Raw genomic sequence first — 23365 nt, forward strand, 5'->3', positions numbered from 1 at the left:
ATGGCCCGGCGGTACGGCGGCCACGCGCACGACCCGGTCCCGATGCCGCGGCGGCGCGGGCTGTGGCGGCTGTCGGGGCTGGCGCTGCTGCTGGCCGTGCTGGGCCTGCCGGCGCTGCGCGCGCCGCGCGCGCAGCCCGTGAGCGCGACCGAATACCAGGTCAAGGCGGCGTACCTGCTCAAGTTTGGCAGCTACGTGGAATGGCCGCCGCAGGCCTTCGAGCAGCGCGACAGCCCCTTCGTCATCGGCGTGCTGGCCGCCGACGCGGTGGCCGAGGAGGTGGAGCGCGCGGCCATGGCGGCGATGGTGGAAGGACGCCCAGTGCAGGTGCGGCGCCTGGACCAGTCCGAGGCGGGCACCACCGGCGCGCACATGGTGTTCATCGACCGCTCGCGCAGCGGCCAGCTCGCCGATACGCTGGCCCTGGCGCGCGGACGTCCGCTGCTGACGGTGACGGAGTCGGAGCAGGCGCTCGCGCAAGGCGGGATGATCAACTTCGTGATCGTGGAGAACAAGGTCCGTTTCGACATCGCGCTGGCGCCGGCGGAGGCCGGCCAGCTCAAGATCAGCGCGCGGCTGCTGTCGGTGGCGCGCCGCGTGCTGAAAGGCTGAGCCATGTGGCGAGCCTCCCTGCGCTTGAAGTCGCTGGCGGTCATGCTGCTGACCACGCTGGTGTCGGTGGTGGTGGCGCTGGGCGCGATGGTGCTGTACGACCTGCAGGCCTACCACCAGGGCTGGGTGGAGGACGCCACCGCCCAGGCCGAGCTGCTGGGCAGCACCAGCGCCCCGGCGCTGAGCTTCGATGACCCGCGCGTGGCCCAGGAAAACCTGGACCTGCTGCGCGTGCAGCCCCGGGTGCGCGCCGCGGCGCTGTACACCGCGCGCGGCCGGCTCTTCGCCAGCTATGGCACCGGCGAGGGCGCCCCGCGCGTGCCCGCGGCGCCCGAAGCCGAGAGCGCGCGCGTGGAGGACGGCGAGCTGCTGGTGTTCAAGCCCGTGCGCGACGACGGCCAGCTCGTGGGCACGGTGTTCCTGCGCACGCGCTACGAGCTGCACGACCGGCTGATCAAGTACGGCGCCATCGCGCTGGCCGTGACGGCGGTGGCGATGCTGGTGGCGCTGGTGCTGTCGTCGTGGCTGCAGCACCTGGTGACGCAGCCGGTGCTGGAGATCGCCGGGGTGGCGCAGGACGTGGTGCGCAGCCGCAACTACGCGCGCCGCGCCCGGCAGATCAGCAACGACGAAACCGGCGAGCTGGCGCAGGCCTTCAACGAGATGCTGGCCGAGATCGAGCAGCGCACGCACGCGCTGGAGGCCTCCAACCGCGACAAGGCGCGCGAGGTCGAGGACCGGCGCCTGGCGCAGCAGGAGGTGATGCGGCTGAACCAGGAGCTGGAGCAGCGCGTGCAGGAGCGCACGGCGCAGCTGGAGGCCTCCAACCGCGAGCTGGCCGCGGCCAGCGAGGAGGCGCAACGCGCCAACCGCGCCAAGAGCGAGTTCCTCTCCAGCATGAGCCACGAGCTGCGCACGCCGCTCAACGCCATCATCGGCTTCGGCCAGCTGCTGGCGGCCGACACCGCCGCGCCGCCGGAGCGGGTGAAGCTCTTCACCGAGCACATCGTGGGCGCGGGGCGGCACCTGCTCACGCTCATCAACGAGATCCTGAACCTGGCGCAGATCGAGTCCGGGCGGGTGTCGCTGTCGCTGGAGCCAGTGCGCATGGACGAGGTGCTGGCCGAGTGCCGCACCATGGTCGAGTCGCTGGCCTCGCGCCGCGGCATCGGGCTGGAGTTCCCCACGCAGGCCGCCGAGGCGGTGGTGGCCGACCGCACGCGGCTCAAGCAGGTGCTGCTCAACCTGCTGTCCAACGCCGTCAAGTACAACCGCGACGCCGGCACGGTGTGGGTGCGCTGCCTGCCCGCGGGCCCGATGCTGCGCGTGGCCGTGCGCGACACCGGCGCCGGGCTGCGGCCGGAGCAGCTCGCCGCGCTGTTCCAGCCCTTCAACCGCCTGGGCCAGGAGCGCGGCGCGCAGGAGGGCACCGGCATCGGACTGGTGGTGACGAAGCGGCTGGTGGAGCTCATGGGCGGGCGCATCGGCGTGAGCAGCGAGCCCGGCCAGGGCAGCGAGTTCTGGATCGAGCTGCCGCTGGCGTCGCTGCAGCACCCGGTGGTGCCGGGGCCACTGGCCGACGCCGGCCACGCACCCGCGCCCTCGGAACTCGCCACCGTGCTGTGCGTGGAGGACAACCCCACCAACCTGCAGCTGGTGGAGGCGATCCTGATGGGGCGCCCGGGCCTGCGGCTGCTGACGGCGCGCGACGGCGAGACGGGCGTGGCCCTGGCGCGCGCGCACCGGCCGCAGGTGATCCTGATGGACAACCACATGCCCGGCATGAGCGGACGCGAGGCGCAGGCGCTGCTGTACCGGGACCCGGCCACGACCCACATTCCCGTGATCGCCCTCACCGCCGACGCCATGCCCGACGCGGTGCAGCAGGGGCTGGCAGCGGGCTACTTCCGCTACCTCACCAAGCCCATCGCGCCGGCGGAGCTGCTCAAGGCCGTGGACGAGGCGCTGGCGTACGTGCGCTCGCGCCACCAGGCGGCCTGAGCCGCGCGCCGCTCCTCAAGCCACCGACAGCCGCTCGAACAGCACCACGTGCTCCAGCGCGGGGCGGATGCCGATCCGCTCGCCGACCTGGTGGTCGTGGTGCGAGGGCACGTGCGCCAGCACCAGCTCGCCGCTGTCCAGCCGCAGCGTGTAGAGGAACTCCGAGCCGCGGAAGGCCTTGCGCTCGATGCGCGCCTTCACGGGCGACGCGTCGTCGTGCACCACGTCGTCGGCGCGCAGCAGCACCTCGCACTCGCCCGGCCCCGGCACGCCCGCGGCGGCGCCGAAGGCGCCCAGCGGGGTCTCCACCCGGTGGCCCTGCGCGTCGACCACCACCCGCGCCGGCGCCAGCACACCCTGGCCGATGAACTGCGCCACGAAGCGGCTGGCCGGGCGGTGGTAGAGGCTGTAGGCGTCGCCCCACTGCTCCAGCCGGCCCTGGTTCATCACGCCGATGACGTCGCCCAGCGCGAAGGCCTCCAGCTGGTCGTGCGTGACCACCAGGGCCGTGGTGCCGTTCTGGCGCAGGATCTGCCGCACGTCGTGCGCCAGCCGCTCGCGCAGCTCCACGTCCAGGCTGGAGAAGGGCTCGTCCAGCAGCAGCAGCCGCGGCGCGGGCGCCAGGGCGCGCGCCAGCGCCACGCGCTGCTGCTGCCCGCCCGAGAGCTCGTGCGGCGCGCGCTCGGCGGCATGCGCCAGGCCCACCAGCTCCAGCATCTCCTGCACGCGCTCGCGCCGCTGCGCGCGCGGGCGGCCGTGCAGCCCGTAGGCGACGTTCTGCGCCACGCTCATGTGCGGAAACAGCGCGAAGTCCTGGAACACCATGCCGATGCGCCGCTCCTCCGGCGGCACGCTGCGCCCGGTGGCGCCGTCGGCCAGCAGCTGGCCGTCCATGCCGATGCGCCCCGCCGCCATGCGCTCCAGCCCGGCGACGGCCCGCAGCAGCGAGGTCTTGCCGCAGCCCGAGGGGCCCAGCAGCACGCCGATCTGGCCCGCCTCCAGCGCCAGCGACACGCCATCGACGGCGGGCCGCGCGGCGTCGCCGCGTTGATAACGGACGCTCACGTCCTGGGCTTGCAGAAACATCTCCCTATCATAGGGTCGCCACATCAATCGAAAATGGTTCTCATTCTTCTCAGAAAAGTCTCCCCGGTCAGAACGGGCTGGCCGCTGGATGGCGGCACCCAAACCAGGGGCGCCGGTGCGGATGACCGGAGGGCGCGGCGATGCGGGCGCTGCTGAGCCTGCTGTGCCTGCTGCTGGCGCTGCCGGTGGCCTCGGTGCTGGGCGCATGGTTCAGCTTCGACCGCCAGGCGCTGGCCGTGCTGGAGCACCAGGCCCGCACGGTGCTGGGCGGCTACGCGCTGGAGTCGCTGTGGCTGGTGCTGGGCGTGGCCGTGGGCGTGACGGTGGTGGGCCTGGGCACGGCGGTGGCGGTGGCGCTGTTCCGCTTCCCGGGGCGCCGGGTGTTCGAGTGGGCGCTGCTGCTGCCGCTGGCCATGCCGGCCTACGTGCTGGCCTACGCCTACACCGACGCGCTGCAGTTCAGCGGGCCCATGCAGACCACGCTGCGCGAGGCCTTCGGCTGGCAGGGCGCGCTGTGGCCCGACGTGCGCAGCCTGTGGGGTGCGGTGCTGCTGTTCGTGCTGGCGCTCTACCCCTACGTGTACCTGCTCACGCGCGCCGCGCTAGGCGAGCGGGCCGAGCACATGATGGACGCGGCCCAGCTGCTGGGCGCAGGCCTTGGGCGGCGCATCGTGACGGTGGCGCTGCCGCTGGCGCGGCCGGCGGTCATCGCCGGCGCGGCGCTGGCGTTGATGGAGACGCTGGCCGACTACGGCGTGGGCGCGTATTTCGGGCTGTCCACCTTCACCACCGGGATCTACCGCGCTTGGCTGTCCATGAACGACGCCACGGCCGCGGCGCAGCTGGCGTCGATGCTGCTGGTCGTGGTGGCGGTGCTGCTGGCGCTGGAGCGGCGGGCGCAGTCGCGGCTGCGTTTCGCCAACTCGCGCGGCGCCGCGCCGCAGGCCGGGCAGGCGCGCTCGCGCACGCTGCGCGGCTCGGCGGCGCTGGCAGCCATGACGGTGTGCGCGCTGCCGGTGCTGCTGGGCTTCGTGCTGCCCGCGGCGTGGCTGGGCGTGATGCTGTGGCGCGAGGCCACCGGCAGCGAGTTCGGGCTGCCGCTGGAGCGCTTCGCCGAATGGGCCTGGGCCAGCTTCCGGCTGGCGGCGATGGCGGCCGTAGCGGCCACGGCGCTGGCACTGGCGCTGGGCTTCGCACTGCGCCAGCGCGGCGGCGGGCGCGGCCCGGACCTGCTGCCCATGGGCGTGCGCGTGCTGTCGCTGGGCTACGCCGTGCCCGGCGCGGTGGTGGCGATCGGGATCATGCTGCCCGTGGCCTGGGTGCAGTCGCGCTGGCCCGAGCTGGGCGCGGCGGCGCTGTTCACCGGCACGGCGGCGGGGCTGCTGTTCGCGTACATGGTGCGCTTCTCCGCCGTGGCGCTGCAGAGCGTGGAGGCGGGTTACACGCGCGTGCCGATGGCCATCGACGAGACCTCGCGCATGCTGGGCGCGGGACGGCTGCGGCTGTTCCTGCGCGTGCACCTGCCGCTGCTGTCGCGCTCGACCTGGGCGGCGGCGCTGCTGGTGTTCGTGGACGGCATGAAGGAGCTGCCCGCGACGCTGGTGCTGCGCCCCTTCGGCAGCGACACGCTGGCGGTGGTGGCCTACAACCTGGCGCGCGACGAGCGGCTGGCCGAGGCCTCGCTGCCCTCGCTGGCGATCGTGGCGGTGGGGCTGCTGCCGGTGATGCTGCTGGCGCGCACCATCGGCCGGCCGGCGGGCGCGCACTGAGAAGGCCGGCCGCGCGCGCCGGGCGCGCAGCCGGTCAGCGGGTCACTTGTAGCCCACGCGGTCCAGCATCTGCTGGACCTTGGCCTGGTTGGCGCCGATGGCGGCGATGGGCACCGACTCCTGCTTGAAGTCGCCCAACGCCTCCAGCGCCGGGTTGCCCAGCTTCAGGCCGCGCGCCACGGGCCACTCGTTGTTGCCGTTGGCGAAATACGCCTGGGCCTCGTCGCCAGCCAGGTACTCCAGGAACTTCACTGCCGCGTCGCGGTTCTTGGCATGCGCCGCGACGGCGCCGCCGGCCACGTTGACGTGCGTGCCCGCGCCCTGCTGGTCCGGGAACACGATGCCCACCTTCTCCACCACGGCGCGGTCCTCGGCCTTGTCCGAGCGCATCAGGCGCGCGAGGTAGTAGCTGTTGGTCAGTGCCACCTGGCACTCGCCGCTGGCCACGGCCTTGATCTGGTCGGTGTCGCCGCCCTTGGGCGCGCGCGCCATGTTGTCCACCATGCCCTTGAGCCAGGCCTCGGTCTTCTCCGGGCCCATGCGCTCCAGCATCGAGCCGAACAGCGACAGGTTGTAGGGATGCGCGCCCGAGCGCGTGCACACGCGGCCCTTGTTCTTGGCCTCGCCCAGTTCGGCATAGGTGTCCACGTCCTCCCGCTTCACGCCGGCCTTGTTGTAGACCACCACCCGCGCGCGGGTGGAGAAGCCGAACCACGCCGAGCCCTTGCCGGCGTCGGCGCCGCGCAGCGCGGCGGGGACGCGCGACTCCAGCAGCGTCGACTTCACCGGCGCGAACAGACCGTCCTGCTCCGCCTTCACCAGCCGCGCCGCGTCCACCAGCAGCACCACGTCGGCCGGGCTGGCGCTGCCCTCGTTCTTCAGCCGCGTCAGCACACCGGCGTCGTCGCTGTCGATGCGGTTGATGCGGATGCCGGTGGCCTTGGTGAAGTTGGCGTACAGCGCCTCGTCCGTCTGGTAGTGGCGGGCGCTGTAGAGGTTGAGGACCTTCTCTTCGGCCTGGGCAGCGCCAAGGCCCGCGGCCAGGGCGATCGCGAGCAGGGCGGGACGGGCCAGTTTCTTGAAGTTCATGGTGCAGTTCCGGTGGTTGCGGACATCGGAGCGCGAACGCGCAAACGAGAACGATTCCTGTTCTCTACCGGAGTGTACCCACGGGCCGTGGCTTGACCGCTCCCTGCGGACGGCAGCGGTCGCAAGGGGCGGAGGGCCCGCCTCCGCGCGCCTCAGACCATCGCCTCCCGCACCGCGTACAGCGTGAGCTCCACGTCGTTGCGCACGCCGGTGGCTTCCATGAGCTGCGCGCGGCACTGCGCGACCTCGTGCGGCGCCATCTCCAGCGCGGCGCCGATCTCGCCCACGCTGCGGCCCGAGGCCAGCAGGCGGAACACCTCGTACTCGCGCGCCGACAGCCGCTCGCGCAGCGGGGCGCGGCCGCCGCGCGCCAGCGCGCCGTCGAGCTGCGCGCCCACGTCGGGCGGGATGTGCAGCCCGCCGGCGATCACGGTGCGGATGGCCTCCCGGAACTGCGCCCCGTCGCTGCCCTTGCCCAGGCAGCCCGCGGCGCCCAGCTTCAGGCTGCGCACGGCGTACTGCTTGTCGGCGAAGGCCGAGAGCATCAGCACCGGCAGGCGCGGACGGTCGCTGCGCAGCCGCCGCAGCAGGTCCAGCCCGTCGCGGTAGGGCATCTCGATGTCCATGAGCACCACGTCGAAAGGCGGCCCACCGGCCGCGCCCACCAGGCGCAGCACCTCGGCGCCGCTGGCGGCCTCGGCCGCCACTTCCGCGCCGGCCTCGGTCAGCACCTGGCGCAGTGCCTGGCGCAGCAGCGGGTGCTCGTCACACAACAGGATGCGGGTCATGACACCCCCTGCGGCAGCGGCAGCTGCAGGCGCACCGTGGTGCCGCCGCCGGGCACGCTTGCCAGCGTGAGCCGCCCGCCCCAATGCGCCACGCGCTCGCGCAGCGCCAGCAGGCCCCAGCCACGCGCCAGCGCCGCGGGCTCGAAGCCCACGCCGTCGTCGCCGATCTCCAGCATCACCAGCCCCGCGGGCGGGGCCTCCACGTACAACCGCACGCGCAGCGTGCTCGCCTGCGCGTGGCGCGCCACGTTGTCCAGCAGCGCGTCGGCGCTGCGATAGACCGCGTCGGCCCAGTCCTGCGCCGAAGGGGGCAGCTCCGCCCCGGCCTGCACGTGCATGCGCACGTCGGCCTGCAGGCCGTGGCGCTGCGCGAAGTCCTGCGCCTGCCACTCCAGCGCCGCCCACAGGCCCGGCCACTCCAGCAGCCGCGGGCGCAGCGAGGTCGCCACGCGGTTGAGGTTCTCCACCGCCGCATCGAGCAGGCCGCCCAGGCTGGCGCACTTGGTCGCCAGGTCGGGCTGCTCCTCCAGGCGGCGCTCGACCCAGCCCAGCTCCAGCTTCACCGCCACCAGCAGCGCGCCCAGCTCGCCGTGGAGCTGCTGCGCCAGCTGCGCCTGCGTGCGCGCGTGCTGCGCCTCGGTGTGCTGCAGCAGCCCGCGCAGCCGCGCCAGGGTGTCTCCGTCGGGGTGGTACAGGGCATTCATGCCTGGGCTCCGGCCACCAGCCCCGCCATCGGCACCGCCACGGTGCCCTCGCCCTGTGAACGTGCGGGCTGGCGGTCCAGCCCGGTGCAGTGACTACAGCGCGGTGCGCGCTCGGGATGCGGGGAATTGGCAGCAAGGGGAAACATGTGCTTCTTCAGCGCAAGCCCCATGCCAGGGGAAATGCTTAAGCAAATTTGTCAACCCGGGCGCGCGCCCGAGGCCCGCGCCCCCAGGTGCGACAGCGGCAGCGCCGCGCCGGCCTTGACCTCGCCCAGCGAGAAGCTGGTGTGGATGTCCTTCACGTGGGGCAGGTTCAGCAGCGTGTGGGTGGCGAAGCGCGCGAAGGCGTCGAGGTCGGTGGCCATGACCTGCAGCTCGAAGGTGCCCGCGCCGCTGATGTAGTGGCACGAGGTGACCTCGGGCAGCCGGCGCAGTGCCTCTTCCAGCTCGCGCGTGGCGGTGCCGGTGTTGCGGTCGGCGTCCACGCGCACGAAGGCCAGCACGCCCAGGCCGATGCGGCGGCGGTCGATCTCGGCGCGGTAGCCCGTGATCACGCCGCGCTGCTCCAGCGCCTTGACGCGACGCCAAGTGGGCGCGGCCGACAGCCCGATGCGCTCTGCCAGCTCGGCGTTGGACAGCCGCGCGTCGCGCTGCAGCTCATCGAGGATCGCCACGTCGTAGCGGTCCAGCCCCGCCACGCCGGCGGCCGTCACCGGCGCCGCCGCGCCCTCCCCGGCCGGCACGGCCGATGCCCCCGAAAGGGGGAGCCCGGCACCCGCGGCGGACGGGCCGTCAGTGCTGCGGGTTTTCCCTGAACTGCCAAGTTTCGAGGCCATCTTTTCTCCAATCAACGCTTCAGAGAAAGATTCTTGCGCAGACCCCCGGCATCCCGGCAAACAACGAAAGCCCTTGCCGCGCGTTGAAACCTAGACTGCCGCGATTCGACCACCCCCTTTGGAAGGAGCCGCCACGATGAACGCCCCCCTGCCCGAATCCGTGCGACTGGCCCTGGAGAAAGTCACGCTGGAAGACAAGTACGCGCTGGAGCGCGGACGCGCCTTCATGAGCGGCGTGCAGGCGCTGGTGCGGCTGCCGATGCTGCAGCAGCAGCGCGACGCCATGGCCGGGCTCAACACGGCCGGCTTCGTCAGCGGCTACCGCGGCAGCCCGCTGGGCGGCGTGGACCAGGCAATGTGGTCCGCCAAGAAGCACCTGGCGGCGCACCAGGTGGTGTTCCAGCCGGGGGTGAACGAGGAGCTGGCGGCGACGGCGGTGTGGGGCACGCAGCAGCTGGACCTCTACCCCGACAAGCGCAAGCACGACGGCGTGTTCGGCCTCTGGTACGGCAAGGGCCCGGGCGTGGACCGCAGCGTGGACGTGCTCAAGCACGCCAACCTGGCCGGCACGGCGCGCCACGGCGGCGTGATCGCGGTGGCCGGCGACGACCATGTGGCCAAGAGCTCCACCGCGCCGCACCAGAGCGACCACGTGTTCAAGGCCTGCGGGCTGCCGGTGTTCTTCCCCTCCAGCGTGCAGGACATCCTGGACATGGGCCTGCACGCCTGGGCGATGAGCCGCTTCTCGGGGCTGTGGGTGGGGATGAAGACGATCCAGGAGGTGGTGGAGTCCAGCACCACGGTGGACATCGCCCCCGAGCGCGTGCGCATCGTGCTGCCCGAGGACTTCGAGATGCCGCCCGGCGGCCTGCACATCCGCTGGCCCGACCCGCCGCTGGTGCAGGAGGCGCGGCTGATGGACTTCAAGTGGTACGCGGCCCTGGCCTACGTGCGCGCCAACCGCCTCAACCACGACGTGATCTCGGGCCCGAACGACCGCTTCGGGATCATCGCCAGCGGCAAGGCCTTCAACGACACCTGCCAGGCGCTGGCCGACCTGGGGCTGGACGAGGCCGCCTGCGGGCGTCTGGGCATCCGGCTGCACAAGGTCAACGTGGTGTGGCCGCTGGAGGCCAACATCACCCGCGCCTTCGCGCAGGGGCTGCAGGAGATCCTGGTGGTGGAGGAGAAGCGCCAGGTCATCGAGTACCAGCTCAAGGAGGAGCTCTACAACTGGCGCCCCGACGTGCGCCCCAACGTGCTGGGCAAGTTCGACGAGCCCGAGGGCGACGTGAGCGGCGGCGAGTGGAGCCGGCCCAACCCCAGCGGCAACTGGCTGCTGCGCGCGCAGGCCGACCTCACGCCGGCGCTCATCGCCAAGGCCATCGCCCGGCGGCTGAAGAAGCTGGGCGTGGACGCCGACACCGCCGCGCGCATGGACGCGCGGCTCGCGGTGCTCGAAGCCAAGGAGCGCAGCCTGACGGCGCTGGCCGCCCCCGGCGCAGCGGCGCCGGCCGAGCGCAAGCCCTGGTTCTGCAGCGGCTGCCCGCACAACACCAGCACCCGCGTGCCCGAAGGCTCGCGCGCGGTGGCGGGCATCGGCTGCCACTACATGGTCACGTGGATGGACCGCTCCACCAGCACCTTCACGCAGATGGGCGGCGAAGGCGTGCCCTGGGTGGGCCAGGCGCCCTTCACCACCGAGCCGCACGTGTTCGCCAACCTGGGCGACGGCACCTACCAGCACAGCGGGCTGCTGGCGATCCGGCAGGCCATCGCCGCCGGCGTGAACATCACCTACAAGATCCTGTTCAACGACGCCGTGGCCATGACCGGCGGGCAGCCGGTGGAAGGTGGCATGCGCGTGCCGGAGATGACGCAGGAGCTGCGCGCCGAGGGCGTGAAGCGCATCGTCATCGTCACCGACACGGTCGAGGCCTACCGCGCCATGCCCGGCATGGCCGACGGCGTCACCGTGCGCGAGCGCACCGAGCTCGACGACGTGCAGCGCGAGCTGCGCGAGATCGCCGGCTGCACGGTGCTGATCTACGCCCAGACCTGCGCGACTGAAAAACGGCGCCGCCGCAAGCGCGGGACGATGCAGGAGCCGGCCAAGCGCGTGGTAATCAACGAGGCCGTGTGCGAGGGCTGCGGCGACTGCGGCGACAAGAGCAACTGCCTGTCGGTGGAGCCGGTGGAAACCGAGTTCGGCCGCAAGCGCCGCATCAACCAGAACAGCTGCAACCTCGACTACTCGTGCACGCAGGGCTTCTGCCCGAGCTTCGTGACGGTGGAAGGCGGTACGCTGAAGAAGCCCAAGCCCGACAAGGCGCAGGACCCCGAGGCGCTGCCGCCAATCCCCGAGCCGGCGCTGCCGCCCGCCGCGCAGGCCTGGGGCATCGTGGTGGCGGGCATCGGCGGCACGGGCGTGATCACCATCGGCCAGCTGCTGGGCATGGCGGCGCACCTGGAGGGCAAGGGCATCGTCACGCAGGACTCCGCCGGCCTGGCGCAGAAGGGCGGTGCCACCTGGAGCCACGTGCAGATTGCCGACTCGGCCGCGGCCATCCACACCACCAAGGTGGACACGGCCAAGGCCGACCTCGTGATCGCCTGCGACGCCATCGTCGCGGCGCTGCCGGCGACGCTGGCCGTGATGCACCCGGGCCGCACCGGCGTGGCGCTCAACAGCCACGGCGCGCCCACGGCGGCCTTCGTGCACCAGCCCGACTGGCAGTTCCCGCTGGGCCCGTGCCAGGACACGATCGCGCAGCAGGTCGGGCGCGAGCGGCTGTTCGCCTTCGACGCGGAACAAGTGGCGGCGAAGCTGCTGGGCGACTCGATCTACACCAACCCGCTGCTGCTGGGCGTGGCTTGGCAGATGGGGCGCATCCCGCTGCAGCGCGCCTCGCTGCGCCGGGCCATCGAGCTCAACGGCGTGCAGGTGGAGAAGAACCTGCGCGCCTTCGAGTGGGGACGGCGCTGCGCGCACGACCTGGCCGCCGTGCAGGCGTTGTTCCAGGCGGCGCAGGTGATCAGCATCGTGCGCCGGCCGGCGCTGGAGGAATTGATCCAGCGCCGCGTGGACTTCCTCACCGGCTACCAGGACGCCGCTTACGCGCAGCGCTATCGCGATTTCGTGCAGCGCGTGCGCGACGCCGAGCAGTCGCTGGCCACCACGAAGCTGAGCGAGGCCGTGGCGCAGGGCCTGTTCAAGCTCATGGCCTACAAGGACGAGTACGAAGTGGCGCGGCTGCACACCGACCCGGTGTTCGAGCAGCAGCTCGGCGCCATGTTCGAAGGCGACTTCAAGGTGGTGCACCATATGGCGCCGCCGCTGCTGGCGAAGACGAACGCGCGCGGCGAGCCGGTGAAGCAGTCCTACGGGCCGTGGATGCGCGGCGCCCTGAAGCTGCTGGCGCGCATGAAGGGGCTGCGCGGCACGGCGCTGGACCTGTTCGGCCGCACGGCGGAGCGGCGCGAGGAGCGTGCGCTGATCGAGCAGTACCGCGCCTGCATCGAGGAGCTGCTGGGCGGGCTGACGGCGCAGAAGCTGCCGCTGGCGCTGCAGATCGCGCGCATCCCGCAGCAGATCCGCGGCTTCGGCCACGTGAAGGCACGCCACCTCGCCGTGGCGCGGCGCGAGTGGGACACGCTGATGGCGCAGTGGCGCTCGGAAGGGGCGAGGAAGGCAGCCTGATCGACGCCACCCCATGAAAAAGGCCCGGAGCCGCTCATGCGCTCCGGGCCTTTTCGCTGTGCGGCCTCAGGACGAGGTCTTGAGCTGGTTGTCCACCTTGCTCACGCCCTTGACGCCCTTGACCAGGTTGGTGGCGTGGCTGCGGGCGGCGTTGTCGGGGGCAGTGCCGGTGAGCTTGACCACGCCGTCCTTGGTGTCCACGTTGATGTCCAGCGCGCTGAGCTTGGCATCGGCGGCCAGCGTGGTCTTGACGCGGGCGGTGACTGCGGCATCGCCAGCCAGCTCCTTGGCGTCGCCGGCCAGTTCCACCGCCTTGTCCCTGGTGGCGGCAGCCGCGGCGGCCACCTTGTCGCCCGCGGCATCCGCTGCGGCAGCCACCTTGTCACCGGCCTTGTCGGCCGCCGTGGCGGTCTTGTCGCCGGCGGTGTCGGCCGCGGCAGCTGCCTTGTCCTTGGCTTCGCCCGCCGCTTCCTTGATGTTGTCGGCCGCGTTGCCCATCGCCGCCGAGGCCGTCGCTGCGGCACCGGAGGCCGCGGTCACCGCGTCCGGCGCGGGTTCATTCCGAACCACCGCCTCGGCGGGCTTGTTGGCGTCGGACTGCGGGCTGCAGCCGGCGAGCACGCCCACCAGGGCCGCAGCGGCGAAAACAACGGGACGCAAGCGCAGATCGAGCATCTCGGGACTCCTGATCGAAGTGACAGATGAACGATTCAGGCAAGCGGTGCGCCTGCTCAGGCCTGTGGGCCGTGCGCCGGGGCTGCGGCCCAGACCGCGGGACGGCTGGCGGCGCCGGGCTGGCGGGTGCCGATCTGCAGCGTGGGCACCAGCCGCCCGACCTCGAAGCCGCGCTGGCGCAGCTCGGCCATCAGCGCCGCCCAGGCCTCGGGATCGACCTGCGGCTGGCGCGAGAGCACGCGCTGCAGCGTGCCCTGGCGGTCGCTGAGCACGGCGACGCGGTAGTTGGGGTCCAGCGCCACCACCCAGTGGTCCTGCCGCCCCGCGGGCAGCCAGCGCAGCCCGGCCGGCAGCCAGCTCACCTCGAAGCGCGCCGGCCCCTGGGGCAGCGCCAGCCCGCGCACCTGCGTGGGGCTGCCGTCGCTGCGGCGGCAGTGCTGCGTCAGCAGCAGGCGCTGGCCCGGCTCGGGGCGCACGTCGGTCACCACGTCGGCGGCGCAGCCGCGGCGCCCGGGGTCGCCGGCATGCGCGAGCTCGTACCAGACGCCGCTGTAGCGGCTCAGGTCGAGCACCGGCACGGTGTCGATGGGCCCCGCGGCGGCCGTGGCCGGATGCAGCCACACGCCTGCCAGCGCCATCAGCAGCGCCGCCAGCAACAGCATCAGCTGCACAGCCCGAGGCACGCGCCGCGGCGACGAGGAGGAAGGGAGGGCGAAGCGCTGCATGGCGTGCTCCTGAAGACCTGTGCGCTGCGGGCGCTGTTGCCCTGCAGCATGGAACCCACTCTAGGACGGCGCCCAAAAGCCGGCTGTAGTCGGGGCTCGCCGCCGCTTGTCGGACAGCGCCCACAACGTCGGCAGTCCACCGGCCCGACGGCGGGCCGGTCGTGCCCGGCATGCACATTCCTTGCGCGCCATCAAGGCGCAGCATTCAGCTTTTCTGAAATACAGCCTCAAGCCCACTGAAGCCGGGGGGCTGCGCCAGTTCGGATACTGCGGCCATCGCCACCCGCTGCGTTCCGCCACCGCCCATGCCCGAATCCGCCGTTTCCCGCTACAGCACGCCCGCTGTGGCCTTGCACTGGCTGCTGGCCGTGCTGATCACCGGCACCTTCGCGCTGGGCCTGTACATGCACGAGCTGCCGGTGTCGCCGCAGCGGCTCAAGCTCTACAGCTGGCACAAGTGGGCCGGCGTGGTGATCCTGGCGCTGTCGGCGCTGCGGCTGATGGTGCGGCTGCGCTCGCCGCGTCCGCGCGAGCTGGCCATGTCCGGCTGGCAGCGCAGCGCGGCGCACGCCACGCACCACGCGCTGTACCTGCTGTTCTTCGCCGTGCCGCTGGTGGGCTGGGCCTACAGCTCGGCTGCCGGCTTCCCGGTGGTGCTGTTCGGCGTGCTGCCGCTGCCGGACTTCGTGCCGGTGGACAAGGAACTCGCCGCGACCCTCAAGGGTCTGCACAAGGGCTTCGCGCTGACGCTGGGCGCGCTCGTGCTGCTGCACCTGGCGGCGGTGTTCAAGCACCAGCTCATCGACCGCGACGGCCTGCTCGCCCGCATGGGCTTCGGCCGCGCCTGAGCGCAGGCCGCCAATCCTCGATCCCCGATCCCCGATCGCCCGAATTCCCCAGAAAGCCTCTACATGTCCTTGCGTTCCCTGTCCCTGCTGGCGCTGGCCGCGGCGCTGAGCACCCCGGCCTGGTCCCAGACGGCGCCCAAGCCGGCCGCCGGCGCGAAGCCCGCCGCCGCCACGTCCGCCGCACCCGCGCCGGCGCAACTGGTGGCCGCGCAGAGCGAGGTCGCCTTCACCAGCCGCCAGATGGGCGTGCCCGTGGACGGGCGATTCCGCCGCTTCGAGGCGCAGGTGCAGTTCGACCCCAAGAAGCCCGAAACCGCGCGCATCGCGCTGAAGGTAGACCTGGCCAGCATCACCATGGGCGCGCCCGAGAGCGAGGCCGAGGTGGTCAAGCCCGAGTGGTTCAACACCGCCAAGTTCCCGCAGGCCACCTTTACCTCCACCGCCGTCAAGGCGCTGGGCGGCAACCGCTACGAGGTCGCGGGCCAGTTCGCGCTCAAGGGCGTCACGCGCGACGTCGTGGTGCCGGTGACGCTGGCCGCGGCCGGCGCCAACACCGTCGCCACCGGCGGCTTCACGCTCAAGCGGCTGGAGCACCGCATCGGCGAAGGCGAATGGGCCGACACCTCCATGGTCGCCAACGACGTGGCGGTGAAGTTCAAGCTCACCCTCAGCGGCATCGCCCCGCTCTGACCCCCGGCCGGGCCCGCGCCGCCGCGGGCCCCACGCGAGTTGTCCCGCGCCGGGCGCCGCCCGTGCGCGTGCCTGCAGTCCCCGCAGATCCCTGCAAACCCAACCAGAACCCGCAAGGAAGCCCCATGAAGAAGATCTTCGCCCTGGCCGCGCTGGCCGCCACCGCCGCGGCCGCCGTGCTGCCCGCGCAGGCCGCCACCTACGCCATCGACCCGTCGCACACCTTCGTCACCTTCGAGTTCCCGCACTTCGGCACGTCGATGAACCGCGGCCGCTTCGACAAGAAGGAAGGCACCGTCGAGTTCGACCGCGCCGCGCGCACCGGCCGCGTGGAACTGACGCTGGAGACGGGCTCCATCAGCACCGGCACGGCGCCCTTCGACAAGCACCTGCGCAGCGACGACTTCTTCGCCGCCGAGCAGTTCCCCACCGCCAAGTTCGTGGCCGACAAGTTCAGCTTCGACGGCGACAAGGTCACCGAGGTGGCCGGCCAGCTGACGCTGCGCGGCAAGACCAACCCGGTGGTGCTCAAGGCCACCCGCTTCAACTGCTACACCAACCCGATGCTCAAGCGCGAGGTCTGCGGCGGCGACTTCGAGACCACGCTGCAGCGCAGCCTCTGGGGTGTGAACTGGGGCCTGAACATGGGCGCGCCGGACAACGTGAAGCTGGTGATCCAGGTCGAGGCGATCAAGCAGTAAGAACTGCCGGGCCCAGGGCCGGCGACGCGCTCGCCCGGCCCTCCCGCAGCCCCGCCGCCCCCGAGGCCGCGGGGCTTTTTCATGGGCAACCCGGCCACCCCAAGTTGGTGCCCAGAGCCGAATCGGGGATTGAGGCAAACCGCGTTCCTTACTCCGGACTTCGCCACCCACTCGGGGTCCGGCCGGCCGCGGGGTCTGCGTTCAGCGCATAAGCTTCCTCGCACAGGTTTCTTTGAGCTTGGAACGGACCGGAGGACAGAACGATGAGTGAACAAGGTTGGGTGCAATTTGCCGTCGCGTTGGCGGCCCTGGGACTGCTGCTGGTGCAGACCCTCACGAGCTGACACCGGTTCAGGCACGGCCCGAGGGGCCCGGCTTCATGGCCGGGCCCCTCGGTGTTTGCGGGGCGCCTTGTCGTCCCGCCCGAGGCTCAGCTCGCCAACTAAGACTGACCCTGCGCCTCGGGCACCGGCGCCGGTGTCGGCACCGCCACCCCGCCGTCGCGCAGCAGCGCGGCCAGGCGCCGCGGCGGCAGCGGATGCGACAGGCAGAAGCCCTGGAACAGGTCGCAGCCCAGCGCCAGCAGCCGGCAGCGGTCCACCTCGCGCTCCACACCCTCGGCCACCACGCGCATGCCCATGGCATGGGCCACGCGCACCATGGTCTCCACCAGCAGCGCGGCATCGGCGCGGTCGGCCACGCCGTCCACGAAGATGCGGTCGATCTTGAGCTTGTCGCAGCGCAGCCGCAGCAGGTAGGCCAGCGAGCTGTAGCCGGTGCCGAAGTCGTCGATCGCCAGCGCGTAGCCGCGCGACTGCAGCGCACGCACCACGGAAACCGGGTTGTCCAGGTCCTCGAACACCGTGGACTCGGTGAGCTCAAACTCCACCTCCCGCGGCGTCAGCCGCAGCGTGTGCAGCTGCTGCAGGAAGCGCTCGCGCTGCACCTCCTGGCGGCACTGGTGCGAGCTGAGGTTCAGCGCCACCGGCGGGCAGTGCAGCCCCTCTTCGGCCCAGGCGTCCAGGTCGAGCCGCAGCCGCTTGAGCAGCACCAGCCCCAGCTCGCCCACCAGCCCGGCCTCCTCCAGCACCGGGATGAACAGCCCCGGCGGCACCGGGCCGCGCTGCGGGTCCTGCCAGCGCGCCAGCCCCTCCACGCCCTGCAGCCGGCCGTGGCCGTCGAACAGCGGCTGGTAGGCCAGCGTGAACTCCTCGCGCGCCAGCGCCACGCGCAGCGCCTGCGTCAGCTCGCGGCGCTCGCGCTGCACCTCCCCCAGCGCCGGGGTGTAGCGGCTCCACGCACCCTTGCCGGCATGCTTGGCCTGGTACATCGCCATGTCCGCGCAGGCCAGGGCGCCCTCGGCCGTGGCGGCATCCGCGGGCAGCAGCGCCAGGCCCAGCGACACGCCCACCTTCAGCGACACGCCCTCGTGCTCGATGCGCCGCGGCAGCACCTCGACGATGCGCTGCGCCACGCTGCTGGCGATGCGTTCGTCCACCGGCGCGCGCAGCAGCAGCGCGAACTCGTCCCCGCCCAGGCGCCCGACCTCGTCGTGCGAGCGCACCAGCGACTGCAGCCGCTGCGCCACCGCGCGCAGCACCGCGTCGCCCGCGGCATGGCCGCGGGTGTCGTTGATGAGCTTGAAGTCGTCCACGTCCAGGCACATCAGCGCCGCCGGCGCGCCCGAGGCCGCCGCCTGCGCCAGTTCGGCCGTGAAGCGCTCGCGGTTGGCCAGGCCGGTGAGCACGTCGTGGTGCGCGAGGTAGTGCGTGCGCGCGTCGGCCGCGCGCACCCGCGCGCGCTGGCGGCGCGAGGCCAGCGCCACCACGCCCAGCGCCAGGGCCATGATCAGCACCGCCGCCAGCATCACCGAGGCCAGGCCGCGCCACGTCGGCGCCCGGTAGGCCCACACCCGCAGCCGCCCCACCGCCGGGCCGTTGCCGCCCGACACCGTCACCTCGGTAACGAGGGAGCCGCCGTGGCGCTCCAGCCAGTCGGGTGCCGCGTCGCGGCGGAACTCCGCCAGCGCGTGCCCGTCGCTGCGCAGCAGCTGCGCCGAGGCCACCGCCGGCGCGGCCTCGAAGGCCGCCAGCAGCACGCGCGCCTCGGCCGCGTCGTCGAACAGCAGCGCCGCCGCCGTGGTGCGCCCCACCAGCTCGGCCTGCGTGCGCAGCGCCTCCTGCTGGCGGCGGTCGAGCTGCAGGTACTCGAACAGCCCCAGCAGCAGCGCCACGATCAGCATCGCGGCGCAGGCCAGCAGCGTGTCGCTGCCGCGGCGCAGCAGCAGCCCCGGCCCTTTCATCACGGCCTTCAAGGCGAGCCCTCCATGTGCACGAAGCGCGCCAGCCGCAGCAGCCGCGCGTTGATCTCCAGTCCCGCACGGCGGGCCGCCTGCAGATCCACGTCGAAGACGATGCGCCCCTGGTGCGGCTGCAGGTTCAGCGTGACGCCGCGCTCGGTCAGGCCGTGGCTGTCGCCCACCCACAGCAGCCCGCGCGGCGCCGGCACGGGCAGCAGCGCATCGGTGCCGACGTAGGCGACGTGGCAGCCCGCCACGGCCGCGGCCGGCAGCGCGGCGGCGGGCTTCGGCCCGGCGCTCGTGCTCGCCACCGTGCCGCCCGCACTGCCGACGGCACCGGTGCTGGTCGTGACCACCACACGGCGCAGTTCCACGCGCCGCCCGTTGAGCTCGCGCTGCTGCCACTCGCGCAGCGCCTCGGCCAGCGGCCCCGGCGACAGCAGGCACAGCTGCAGCACCTGCGCGGGACCGGCCTCGGCCGGCCAGTCGACGAACTGCAGCGCGCGCCACAGGATCTGCGCCTTGAGTTCCACCTCCGGCAGCGGCTGCGCCCGCGCCGCCACTGCCGCCAGAAGCAGCAGCAGCGGCAGCAGCAGCAGGGCCAGGCCCGGAAAGCGGTGGGGGAACGAGGGCATGGCGGTATGGCGCACCCTCAGAAGGCCTGCTGCCAGTCGATTTCGATGCGCCGCCGCTCGCGCGGGAAGCGCGCCAGCGCCGCATCCGGCGCGGCCGGGTCCCAGGTCCGGACATCGAAGAGGTTGAGCGCGCGCAGTGCCAGCGTGCTGGCCGGCAATGGCTGCCAGCGCAGCACCGCGTCCAGTGTGGCCTGCGCGGGCACGTTGGACGCGCGCCGGCCCAGCGCCTGCCACTGCAGCGCGGCGGACCAGGCCGGCCGCGGCAGCGGCACCAGCACGTGGCCCTTGAAGATCCAGCGCGGCGAGTTGCCCAGCGCGCCCTGCGCCAACTCCGCGTCCTGCAGCGACACCGACGTGCGCCACTGCACGCCCGCGTCGAGCAGCCCCTGCGCCTCCACGTCCAGGCCGCTGCTGTGCACGTGCGACAGGTTCCGGTACTGCGACACCTGCGCGCTCACGGGCACGAAGTCGATGAGCTCGCTGAGCCGGTCGCGGTAGAGGTGCAGCGCCACGCGGCTGTGCGCGCCCACGGCGCGCTCCCAGGCCAGCGCCACCGAGCGCACGCGCTCGGGCCGCAGCGCCGGGTTGGCGAGCTGCGACGCGCCCCCGTCGTCGTAGAAGCGCTCGGCCAAGTTGGGCACGCGGAAGCCGCGCCCGAACAGCAGCTTCAGCGCCTCGTGCTCGCTGGGCCGCATCACCAGCGCCAGGCGCGGCGAGAAGGCCGGGTCGAAGCCCTGCACCCGGTCCACGCGCCCGCCCGCGGTCAGCGACCAGCGCTCGGACAGCCGCCAGTGGTCCTGCGCGTACACCGCGCCCTGCATCTGCGTGTCGTGCCGGTCCAGGTAGGTGGCCGGCGGGATTTCGTCGAAGTTGTGCTGGCGCGCGTTGTAGATGCGCCGCGCCTCGGCCCCCAGCGTGAGCTCGTGGTTGATCCAGCCGCGCCAATGGAGCCGCGCATCCAGGCCGGCCCAGTCGCCGCTGACGGCGTCGCGGTTGATCAGCGGCGACGCCGGGGTGCCGTACACGTAGCGCCCGTCGTAGCCGCTGCGCGAGACGTTCATGCGCACCGCGGCGCGCCAGTCGTCCGCCACGGCGCCGTCCCAGCCCAGCTCGGCGAAGTCGTAGCGGTCGGTGTAGCGTGTGCCGGCCACGCCCGGCTGCGTGCCGTAGGGCGCGGTGGCCATGTCCTTGACACGCTCCTGGCTGCCCAGGGTCAGGCGCCAGCCTTCGAGCTGCCCCTTCACGAACAGGCTGCGGTAGCGCGTGCCGTCGAGCCCGGCCACGCGGCCGTCGGGCGCGGCGGGGCCGGCCAGGGCCGGGTCCTGCAGCGTCTCGCCGTCGCTGCGGTGCAGCGCCAGCCCGATGAACAGGTCCGCTGCGCCCTCGTGCCAGCCGTGGCTCAGCACCGCGTCGCGCGTGTTCCAGGAGCCCAGCCCGGCGCGCAGCCTCGTCCCCGGCGCGTCGCGCCCGTCGAGCGTGACGGCGTTGACTACGCCCAGCAACGCGTTGCCGCCGTAGACGGAAGAGGCCGGTCCGTTGACCAGCTCCAGCCGCTTGACCCAGTCGGCGACGATGGGGAACTCCCAGCCCGGCAGCGCCTGGTCGTAGACGGCGTCGTTGACGCGGTAGCCGTCGATGCTCATGAGCACCCGCGCGTTGTAGTCGCCCGGACGGCTGAAGCCGCGCAGCCCCACGCTGCCGTAGCCGCGGTTGGAGCCGACGTAGATGCCGGGCAGCCGGTCCAGCATCTCCGCCAGCGTGCGGTGGCCCAGAGCCGCGGATTCGGCGCGGGTGATGGTGCTGACCACCGCCGCAGCATCCAGCGCCGACTCCAGGTGGCGCGAGGCGCCCTCCACCTCGGTCCCCAGCAGCACCTCCAGGTCGCGCAGCGCCTCGGGCGGCTGGGCCGGCGCGGTCTGCGCACCGGCTGCAGCGGCGGCCAGGGCCAGCAGCCAGGCGGCGGATCGGGGAAACGGGGGAGGCATGAAGTCGTCGGCGGCGCACGGTGCCGCCCGCGGGCAATGAAACGGACCTTCGTTCATCGGCTGCGCGGCGGCCGGCTTGAGCCCGAGCGCCTGGGGATTCCACCGTGGCGGCGGGCGCCGCCGCTTCACACCGGCGTCTGCGCCGTCTTCGCCGCGAGCTGCGCGCGCAGCTTCTTCAGCCGCTCGCGCGGGTCTTCCTTGGTGACGGACTCGCCCAGCTTCATCTCGGCGATGAAGCGGCTGGGCAGCGCCTGCACCGTCTCGCGCCCGCGCTTGCGCCGGCGCAGCACGCTCACCGCCAGCACGCGGCGCGCGCGCGTGATGCCCACGTACATCAGCCGCCGCTCCTCCTGCAGCCGCTCCGGAGTCATGTCCTCGTCCTCGCTGCGGAAGGGCAGCAAGCCCTCGTTGACGCCGGCCAGCACCACGTGCGGCCACTCCAGGCCCTTGGAGGCGTGCAGCGTGGAAAGCGTCACCACGTCCTGCTCGGTGCCGCGCTCGGCCAGGCTGATGATCACGCTGATGCTCTGCGCCACCTCCAGCACCGTCTTCTTCTCGCTCTCGAAGGTGCCGCCCTCCTGCGTGATCTCGCCGCCGCAGCGCCGCGCCACCCAGTCCACGAAGTCCATCACGTTGTTCCAGCGCGCCGCGGCCAGCTTCTCGCTGTCCTCGCCGTCGTGCAGGTGCTTCTCGTAGCCGATGTCGGTCAGCCATTCGAGCAGCAGCTTGCGCGCGTCCTCGTTGCCGCTGGTGTGGCGGGCGCGGTACTCGAACTCGTTCACGTAGCGGCCGAACTCGTGCAGCCCGTCGATGGCCTTGCGGTTGAGCGCCGTGGGCAGGCTCTCGGCGAACAGCGCCTCGAACATCGAGAGCTTCCACTTGCCGGCGAACTCGCCCAGGTTGGCCAGCGTCTGGTGGCCGATGCCGCGCTTGGGCGTGGTCACCGCGCGCAGGAAGGCCGGGTCGTCGTCCTGGTTGACCAGCAGCCGCAGCCAGGCGCACAGGTCCTTGATCTCGGCGCGGTCGAAGAAGCTCTGGCCGCCGGAGACCTTGTAGGGAATCTGCGCCGCGCGCAGCTTCTGCTCGAACACGCGCGCCTGGTGGTTGGCGCGGTAGAGGATGGCGAAGTCCGCGAACTTCAGCTCCGGCCCGCCCTGGGCGCGGGTGCTCTGGATGAAGGCCACGGCGCGCTCGGCCTCGTGCTCCTCGCCGTCGCACTCCAGCAGCCGCACCGGCTCGCCGTCGCCCAGCTCGCTCCAGAGCTTCTTCTCGAACAGCTTGGGGTTGGCGGCGATGACGTTGTTGGCCGCGCGCAGGATGGCGCCGGTGGAGCGGTAGTTCTGCTCCAGCGGGATGATCTTGAGCTGCTGGAAGTCCTCGGGCAGCCGGCGCAGGTTCTCGATGGTGGCGCCGCGCCAGCCGTAGATGCTCTGGTCGTCGTCGCCCACGGCGGTGAAGTGGCCGCGCAACCGGTCGTCCGGGTGGTCCACCAGCGCCTTGAGCAGCTCGTACTGCACCGAGTTGGTGTCCTGGTACTCGTCCACCAGCACGTGGCGGAAGGTCTGCTGCCACTTCAGCCGCGCTTCCTCGTCCTTGAGCAGCAGCTTCAGCGGCAGCCCGATGAGGTCGTCGAAGTCCACCGCCTGGTAGGCCGCCAGCCGCTCCTCGTACAGCTTCATCACGCGCGCCACGAGCTGCTCGTCGGCATTGGTGGCGGCGGCCACGGCCTGGTCGCTGTTGAGGCCCTGGTTCTTCCAGAGGCTGATGGTCCACTGCCACTGGCGCGCGGTCTTGTTGTCGGTGCTGCCGCCCACGTCGCGCAGCACGCCCAGCACGTCGTCGGCGTCCAGGATGGAGAACTGCGCCTTGAGCCCCAGCCGCTGCCCGTCCTCGCGCAGCATGCGCACGCCCAGGGAGTGGAAGGTGCTGACCACCAGGTCCTTGGCCGCGCGCGGGCCCACCAGGCCCTTGGCGCGCTCGCGCATTTCCTGGGCCGCCTTGTTGGTGAAGGTGATGGCGGCGATCTGCCTGGGTTCCAGCCCGTGCTGCAGCAGCCGGGCGATCTTGTGCGTGATCACCCGCGTCTTGCCCGAGCCCGCCCCGGCCAGCACCAGGCAGGGGCCCGTGAGGTGGTGGACGGCTTCGAGCTGGGCGGGATTGAGGGTGTCGGCCATGGGGCAGGTGCGCTGCTGCTGCGGCGGCGGGGGACCGGAAAAGCGGGC

At 72.4% G+C, this 23365-nt stretch carries 19 protein-coding genes; 7 read left to right on the forward strand and 12 right to left on the reverse strand.

Annotated elements, in window-relative coordinates:
* The gene (locus tag H537_RS0106955; protein WP_028997319.1) at window positions 1–612 is read left to right on the forward strand and encodes a TOL_0243 family YfiR-like periplasmic protein; all 612 of its coding nucleotides are present in this window, start codon (window positions 1–3) and stop codon (window positions 610–612) included.
* Between the two features lie 3 nt (window positions 613–615).
* The gene (locus H537_RS0106960; RefSeq protein WP_028997320.1) at window positions 616–2613 is read left to right on the forward strand and encodes a sensor histidine kinase, YfiR-like protein-associated; all 1998 of its coding nucleotides are present in this window, start codon (window positions 616–618) and stop codon (window positions 2611–2613) included.
* Between the two features lie 15 nt (window positions 2614–2628).
* Here H537_RS0106960 and H537_RS0106965 read toward each other — a convergent pair whose 3' ends face one another.
* Window positions 2629–3699, reverse strand: a complete 1071-nt coding sequence (locus tag H537_RS0106965; protein ID WP_028997321.1) for an ABC transporter ATP-binding protein — start codon at window positions 3697–3699, stop codon at window positions 2629–2631.
* A 140-nt stretch (window positions 3700–3839) separates the two neighbouring features.
* On the opposite strand from H537_RS0106965, the gene H537_RS41645 reads away from it, so the two are divergent.
* On the forward strand, window positions 3840–5468 hold the full coding sequence (locus H537_RS41645) for an ABC transporter permease (RefSeq protein WP_043458344.1): 1629 nt from the start codon (window positions 3840–3842) through the stop codon (window positions 5466–5468).
* 42 nt (window positions 5469–5510) lie between these two features.
* Here H537_RS41645 and H537_RS0106975 read toward each other — a convergent pair whose 3' ends face one another.
* The 5 genes from H537_RS0106975 to H537_RS0106990 all read right to left on the reverse strand — a co-directional run bounded on the left by H537_RS0106975 (window position 5511) and on the right by H537_RS0106990 (window position 8762).
* Entirely contained in the window at window positions 5511–6557 is a 1047-nt protein-coding gene (locus H537_RS0106975) for a Fe(3+) ABC transporter substrate-binding protein (RefSeq protein WP_028997322.1), read from the reverse strand.
* Between the two features lie 152 nt (window positions 6558–6709).
* Entirely contained in the window at window positions 6710–7345 is a 636-nt protein-coding gene (locus H537_RS0106980; protein WP_028997323.1) for a response regulator transcription factor, read from the reverse strand.
* Window positions 7342–8049, reverse strand: a complete 708-nt coding sequence (locus H537_RS41650; RefSeq protein WP_051242080.1) for a sensor histidine kinase — start codon at window positions 8047–8049, stop codon at window positions 7342–7344. Before H537_RS41650 ends, H537_RS0106980 begins: the two co-directional genes overlap by 4 nt.
* On the reverse strand, window positions 8046–8195 hold the full coding sequence (locus H537_RS52425; protein ID WP_156901491.1) for a hypothetical protein: 150 nt from the start codon (window positions 8193–8195) through the stop codon (window positions 8046–8048). Before H537_RS52425 ends, H537_RS41650 begins: the two co-directional genes overlap by 4 nt.
* Before the next feature lie 51 nt (window positions 8196–8246).
* Window positions 8247–8762 (reverse strand): Lrp/AsnC family transcriptional regulator, encoded by a 516-nt coding sequence (locus tag H537_RS0106990; protein WP_028997324.1) that lies wholly within the window; start codon window positions 8760–8762, stop codon window positions 8247–8249.
* 259 nt (window positions 8763–9021) lie between these two features.
* Here H537_RS0106990 and H537_RS0106995 point away from each other — a divergent pair, with 259 nt between their 5' ends.
* Window positions 9022–12585, forward strand: a complete 3564-nt coding sequence (locus tag H537_RS0106995) for an indolepyruvate ferredoxin oxidoreductase family protein (RefSeq protein WP_028997325.1) — start codon at window positions 9022–9024, stop codon at window positions 12583–12585.
* 66 nt (window positions 12586–12651) lie between these two features.
* Here H537_RS0106995 and H537_RS41655 read toward each other — a convergent pair whose 3' ends face one another.
* Window positions 12652–13260, reverse strand: coding sequence for a BON domain-containing protein (locus H537_RS41655; RefSeq protein ID WP_051242082.1), 609 nt, complete (start codon window positions 13258–13260; stop codon window positions 12652–12654).
* Window positions 13261–13316: 56 nt separating this feature from the next.
* Window positions 13317–13985 carry a lipocalin family protein gene (locus H537_RS0107005; RefSeq protein ID WP_028997326.1) on the reverse strand — a complete coding sequence of 223 codons (669 nt, stop codon included), beginning with the start codon at window positions 13983–13985 and terminating at the stop codon, window positions 13317–13319.
* Between the two features lie 305 nt (window positions 13986–14290).
* On the opposite strand from H537_RS0107005, the gene H537_RS0107010 reads away from it, so the two are divergent.
* From H537_RS0107010 to H537_RS0107020, 3 genes are all read left to right on the forward strand, one after another.
* Complete coding sequence (locus tag H537_RS0107010) at window positions 14291–14833, forward strand: cytochrome b (protein WP_028997327.1); 543 nt, start codon at window positions 14291–14293, stop codon at window positions 14831–14833.
* Window positions 14834–14896: 63 nt separating this feature from the next.
* Window positions 14897–15523 carry a YceI family protein gene (locus H537_RS0107015; protein WP_211234974.1) on the forward strand — a complete coding sequence of 209 codons (627 nt, stop codon included), beginning with the start codon at window positions 14897–14899 and terminating at the stop codon, window positions 15521–15523.
* A gap of 125 nt (window positions 15524–15648) precedes the next feature.
* The gene (locus H537_RS0107020; protein ID WP_028997329.1) at window positions 15649–16224 is read left to right on the forward strand and encodes a YceI family protein; all 576 of its coding nucleotides are present in this window, start codon (window positions 15649–15651) and stop codon (window positions 16222–16224) included.
* A gap of 442 nt (window positions 16225–16666) precedes the next feature.
* Here H537_RS0107020 and H537_RS41660 read toward each other — a convergent pair whose 3' ends face one another.
* The 4 genes from H537_RS41660 to H537_RS0107040 form a co-directional block, all read right to left on the reverse strand.
* Window positions 16667–18529, reverse strand: a complete 1863-nt coding sequence (locus H537_RS41660) for a putative bifunctional diguanylate cyclase/phosphodiesterase (protein ID WP_238446623.1) — start codon at window positions 18527–18529, stop codon at window positions 16667–16669.
* Window positions 18530–18534: 5 nt separating this feature from the next.
* Complete coding sequence (locus H537_RS0107030) at window positions 18535–19158, reverse strand: YfiR family protein (protein WP_028997330.1); 624 nt, start codon at window positions 19156–19158, stop codon at window positions 18535–18537.
* A gap of 17 nt (window positions 19159–19175) precedes the next feature.
* Complete coding sequence (locus tag H537_RS0107035) at window positions 19176–21143, reverse strand: TonB-dependent receptor plug domain-containing protein (RefSeq protein ID WP_169516961.1); 1968 nt, start codon at window positions 21141–21143, stop codon at window positions 19176–19178.
* 125 nt (window positions 21144–21268) lie between these two features.
* On the reverse strand, window positions 21269–23317 hold the full coding sequence (locus H537_RS0107040; protein WP_028997332.1) for an ATP-dependent helicase: 2049 nt from the start codon (window positions 23315–23317) through the stop codon (window positions 21269–21271).
* Between the last annotated feature and the right edge of the window lie 48 nt (window positions 23318–23365).

Source organism: Azohydromonas australica DSM 1124 (assembly GCF_000430725.1).
GTDB classification, from domain to species: Bacteria; Pseudomonadota; Gammaproteobacteria; order Burkholderiales; family Burkholderiaceae_C; genus Azohydromonas; species Azohydromonas australica.

Excerpts from the sequence above, each read along its gene's own strand:
- H537_RS0106955 (WP_028997319.1), top strand. The coding sequence starts at position 1 with ATGGCCCGGCGGTACGGCGGCCACGCGCACGACCCGGTCCCGATGCCG.
- H537_RS0106960 (WP_028997320.1), top strand. The coding sequence starts at position 616 with ATGTGGCGAGCCTCCCTGCGCTTGAAGTCGCTGGCGGTCATGCTGCTG.
- H537_RS0106965 (WP_028997321.1), bottom strand. The coding sequence starts at position 3,699 with ATGTTTCTGCAAGCCCAGGACGTGAGCGTCCGTTATCAACGCGGCGAC.
- H537_RS41645 (WP_043458344.1), top strand. The coding sequence starts at position 3,840 with ATGCGGGCGCTGCTGAGCCTGCTGTGCCTGCTGCTGGCGCTGCCGGTG.
- H537_RS0106975 (WP_028997322.1), bottom strand. The coding sequence starts at position 6,557 with ATGAACTTCAAGAAACTGGCCCGTCCCGCCCTGCTCGCGATCGCCCTG.
- H537_RS0106980 (WP_028997323.1), bottom strand. The coding sequence starts at position 7,345 with ATGACCCGCATCCTGTTGTGTGACGAGCACCCGCTGCTGCGCCAGGCA.
- H537_RS41650 (WP_051242080.1), bottom strand. The coding sequence starts at position 8,049 with ATGAATGCCCTGTACCACCCCGACGGAGACACCCTGGCGCGGCTGCGC.
- H537_RS52425 (WP_156901491.1), bottom strand. The coding sequence starts at position 8,195 with ATGTTTCCCCTTGCTGCCAATTCCCCGCATCCCGAGCGCGCACCGCGC.
- H537_RS0106995 (WP_028997325.1), top strand. The coding sequence starts at position 9,022 with ATGAACGCCCCCCTGCCCGAATCCGTGCGACTGGCCCTGGAGAAAGTC.
- H537_RS41655 (WP_051242082.1), bottom strand. The coding sequence starts at position 13,260 with ATGCTCGATCTGCGCTTGCGTCCCGTTGTTTTCGCCGCTGCGGCCCTG.
- H537_RS0107005 (WP_028997326.1), bottom strand. The coding sequence starts at position 13,985 with ATGCAGCGCTTCGCCCTCCCTTCCTCCTCGTCGCCGCGGCGCGTGCCT.
- H537_RS0107010 (WP_028997327.1), top strand. The coding sequence starts at position 14,291 with ATGCCCGAATCCGCCGTTTCCCGCTACAGCACGCCCGCTGTGGCCTTG.
- H537_RS0107015 (WP_211234974.1), top strand. The coding sequence starts at position 14,897 with ATGTCCTTGCGTTCCCTGTCCCTGCTGGCGCTGGCCGCGGCGCTGAGC.
- H537_RS0107020 (WP_028997329.1), top strand. The coding sequence starts at position 15,649 with ATGAAGAAGATCTTCGCCCTGGCCGCGCTGGCCGCCACCGCCGCGGCC.
- H537_RS0107030 (WP_028997330.1), bottom strand. The coding sequence starts at position 19,158 with ATGCCCTCGTTCCCCCACCGCTTTCCGGGCCTGGCCCTGCTGCTGCTG.
- H537_RS0107035 (WP_169516961.1), bottom strand. The coding sequence starts at position 21,143 with ATGCCTCCCCCGTTTCCCCGATCCGCCGCCTGGCTGCTGGCCCTGGCC.
- H537_RS0107040 (WP_028997332.1), bottom strand. The coding sequence starts at position 23,317 with ATGGCCGACACCCTCAATCCCGCCCAGCTCGAAGCCGTCCACCACCTC.